Here is a 3,430-nt window from a genome sequence, read left to right as displayed (position 1 = left end):
GAAGTCGATCGATGCCGCACTGCCGCACACGAAGGCGTCCACATATTGGCCGTTTGGATCGTAGATCGCACAGGTGCCATTGAGGGCCTCGGTAGCGATAATGTTGCCGAAGCTGCCGCTGGCATTGTTGCTCTGGGTCGGCGTGATGTCCGTATCCGACGCGATATAGGCGTAGCGCTTGCCCTGGTTGTTGGTCCAGACCGCGAAGGCCTGCTTCTGAGTATTTCCGGACCCACCATCGGGATCGAAAATTGTCATGAACGTCGCCCAGTTCTGGGTGACCTGGACGATGGCGGTCATGAAAGCGGACGGGCTTGCCGCTTCGGCGCCCTGCGAGAGGATGGCCCCCGTTGCCGAGGTCAAGTACAGCGCTGCCGCCAGCGCGCCGGTGGCAAACGCTGCCGTCGAGGGGGGGCCTGTAATCCCGGAGGCAATGACGAAGCCCCCCGACACCGAGTCATAGGTGACGTGAACAGCCGTGGCGGAGGCGGTGACAGTCCCACTCGCGGCGGTCTGGCTGGTCTGGACGTAATAGGTGCCCGTGAGCCCTACCCCGGTTCCTAGACCCATAATGCGGGTCGCCGCGGTCACACCGCTGCCGGAGAGCGTCTGGCCGACGGAGAGGGTGCCGGACGCAACGGCGGTGACCGTCATGGTTCCGTAGGTCGCCGAAATGGTTTCGCTCGCCACGACCTGGGCGATGGAAACGGCGTAAGTGCCTACGCCACCCGCAGTGCCGCTCAGCTGCGACGTGATTGCGGTGTTGGCTGTTACGCCAGTTCCGGCGAGCACGGCGCCCGGGACCAAGACACCCGACGCGACGGCAGTGACCGTCAGGACATTGCCCGCAATCGAGCCGGTTACAGATGCCGTGGCGGGAGCGATCGCGCCGGTAACAACTGCACCGACGGCGGCGCTTGCGTTGAGCCCGGTCTCGATCAGTGCAGCAGCGGCCGAGAAGCTCGTCGCTCCCGAGAGATCAAGAGCATTCGCGGTGTGGGCATAGCCGTCCATCAAGACCGAAAGCGAACCGGTGAGACCCTGCAGCTGCGCGATCGTGATCTGGTTGACCGGGCCGCCGCGCAGATAGGCGGCAACCGCCGCTGCGTTGTATTGGGCGAAGAGGATGGATGCCGGTTTCTGCGACGATCCGTTGAAGCCGTTGAAGTAGATTGCCGCAACGGTCGCCTCGGCACTGGAAGCGCCGAAATAGCTCGCGACCGACACGCCGTCATTCGGGAAGGAAAGCACCTTTCCGACCGGCACACGGGTGTTCTGGGTCAGCATCAAACCGTTGAGGACGAGAGCGTTGCCGCCGGCGCTCAAGACGTTCGGCAGCACCTGGACAAGCTGGCTTGCCGGGATCGTGGACATTTGGATTTCTCCTCTAGAGGGGATAGGTGGCCTGAACGTCGAAGACGGACACGTCGAGATGGTCGGCGAATTGTTGCGGGATGCCGACGATCGCCTGGTTCGCCTGCATCACCGCATCGACCACCCAGCGGCTCTCGACCTGCTGCTGCTCGTTGGTGAACGGCATCTGTTTTGGATCGTCCGCGAAGAACGGCGCGACATTGGCGCCCGAGGCGGCGAAGAAGCGCGCGGCGTAATCGTCGCGGAACAAGGTCGATATCGTCTGCGCGTTGTCCGCGCTGTTCGGGCCGTGGACGTCGAGTTGGATCGCCACCCTGGTAGGCTGCAGGATGCTCTGCGTACCCCCAGCGACGTCATAGGTGTGAACGTTGGTCGAGAGCCGGCCCAAGATGAGCGGCGTCATCGTCACGAAATCGTCGCCCTTGGGTTCCGGAACCCGGTTGTCCTGCGCCTGGATCACTTCAACGCCCGTCGGGAGGATCGACACCAGGAAGGCGCGCAGCGCGGTCAGGACGCCGGACTGTGTCGGCGTCGGGACGAGGCTCACCCGGCGACCCTATAGTAGGCAACGTTCAGCTTGGCGCTGGCGGTCTGCTCGATGAACTTTAACGCCGCCAGCGTGCCGGAATATTGGAGCGGCGAATCCGTGATGGCCATCGGGACGCCGATCGCCGCGGTGGGAGCGACGCCATCGTCCCGCCAGCGGACCGCGGTTCCTTCGGCCGAGATGATGGCCAGGGTGGCGCCGGACGGGACGGTGAGGCCAGTTGCGCCCGTGAGGGTGCCGATCTGCTGGTATCCAAGCGGTACAAGCCGTTGTGCGATCATCTGCAGCGCCTATTGGTTTTGGAGAGTGACGGCGACCTTGCACCACTCGGAGAATTGCTCGAGCGTCATCGCCACCAGCCACGTCCCTGCATTCGGTCCATCGGTCAGCGTGATCAGATCGCCGCCCTTCATCAGGCTGCGAACGACCCCATCGGCCCGGCCGTTCATGTAGATCGCCCGCCGGGTCCCGTTCAGGTTCAGCCCGTCGACCTGCTGCAGGTCCTTGAAGGTGAGTGCCTGGACCTGCATCTGCACATTGGGGAACGTGTTATAGGCCGGCGTGCGCTTGCCATCCGGGGCAGTCGTATACGTCCCATTGCTGACCTTTATCGTGCCAGCAACGAACGGGTTGACCGCGCCGATGGCGCCGCTGACGATCCGGTGAAGGTTCAAGGCTAGATCGTCCCGCCGCCGACGTTCTGCAGCGTCGCGGCCGTGAGGGAAGTCAGCTTGACGATGAACTCGCGCCACCCGCCCACGGCGATCGACATCGTGCCGTTCAGCGTCCAGCCGGTGTTCGTGGTTAGCGTGAACACGCCGGACGTCGTGCCGCCGATATTGAGGACGCGCAGCTTGTAGGTCTGGCCGACGATCTCAGCCGGCAGCGCCGCGATCAGGGCGGCGACAGTGGGCAACTGGGCGTTCTGGGCCGTGGTGATGGCGCCCGTCAGCCCAAGATCAACCTCGATCGGGGCGCCGGAGATATCGGCAGCGGTCAGGATGATGGTCGCGGTCTGGGCATCGGTCTTGTAGACCTGCCCGCCGACAATGGCCTGGGCCGCCAGATCGGTGAAGGTCCCTGCGGCCGGCGTTGTCTGGCCAATCGGCATGCCATCGACCGCAGTCGGGGACAGCCCCGGGAAGTTCACATCGCCGGTCTTGCTCGAAAACAGGATCATCATTCGCCTCCTGGGCGGGTTTTAGGATTTCACTTGGTAATCGACGCTGTTGACCAGATGCCCACTGTCGACCAAGGGCTTGGTCGAGACACCGTCGGAAGACTCTCCGGCCGCGACGCGCCGTGCGGCCTCGCCGACGGTTGCGCCGGTCACCACCAGGCCGGGATCTGCGGATTTCATCTTGCGGAGCATCAGCGTGACGGCGCTCAGGGACGGTGCATAGGTGTCGATGATCGATTGCTGCAACTGGCCCTTGATCGCCTCTCCAGCCTGCCCCAGCGTCACCCCGGCATCGTATTCGTTCGCTATCAGCAGGTCGCCGATTGCCT

6 protein-coding genes are annotated in these 3,430 nt (G+C 63.9%); all 6 read right to left on the bottom strand.

Going from position 1 to position 3,430, the window contains the following annotated elements:
- Positions 1 to 1,374: DUF3383 family protein (locus JWR61_RS28000; RefSeq protein ID WP_301930944.1), on the bottom strand; the 1,374-nt coding region annotated here is incomplete at its 3' end.
- A 13-nt stretch (positions 1,375 to 1,387) separates the two neighbouring features.
- Positions 1,388 to 1,921, bottom strand: coding sequence for a hypothetical protein (locus JWR61_RS27995; RefSeq protein ID WP_301930943.1), 534 nt, complete (start codon positions 1,919 to 1,921; stop codon positions 1,388 to 1,390).
- The gene (locus tag JWR61_RS27990) at positions 1,918 to 2,202 is read right to left on the bottom strand and encodes a hypothetical protein (protein WP_301930942.1); all 285 of its coding nucleotides are present in this window, start codon (positions 2,200 to 2,202) and stop codon (positions 1,918 to 1,920) included. The genes JWR61_RS27995 and JWR61_RS27990 overlap by 4 nt, the downstream gene beginning before the upstream one ends.
- A 9-nt stretch (positions 2,203 to 2,211) precedes the next feature.
- Positions 2,212 to 2,595 (bottom strand): hypothetical protein, encoded by a 384-nt coding sequence (locus JWR61_RS27985; RefSeq protein WP_301930941.1) that lies wholly within the window; start codon positions 2,593 to 2,595, stop codon positions 2,212 to 2,214.
- A 2-nt stretch (positions 2,596 to 2,597) separates the two neighbouring features.
- Positions 2,598 to 3,104, bottom strand: a complete 507-nt coding sequence (locus JWR61_RS27980) for a hypothetical protein (protein WP_301930940.1) — start codon at positions 3,102 to 3,104, stop codon at positions 2,598 to 2,600.
- An 18-nt stretch (positions 3,105 to 3,122) separates the two neighbouring features.
- A partial coding sequence (locus tag JWR61_RS27975; protein WP_301930939.1) for a hypothetical protein occupies positions 3,123 to 3,430 on the bottom strand: 308 nt, incomplete at its 5' end.

It is taken from the genome of Ferruginibacter sp. (assembly GCF_028288465.1).
GTDB lineage: Bacteria > Bacteroidota > Bacteroidia > Chitinophagales > Chitinophagaceae > Ferruginibacter.
Note: the sequence above shows the minus strand (reverse complement) of the source record. Positions and strands in the feature narration are given on the sequence as shown.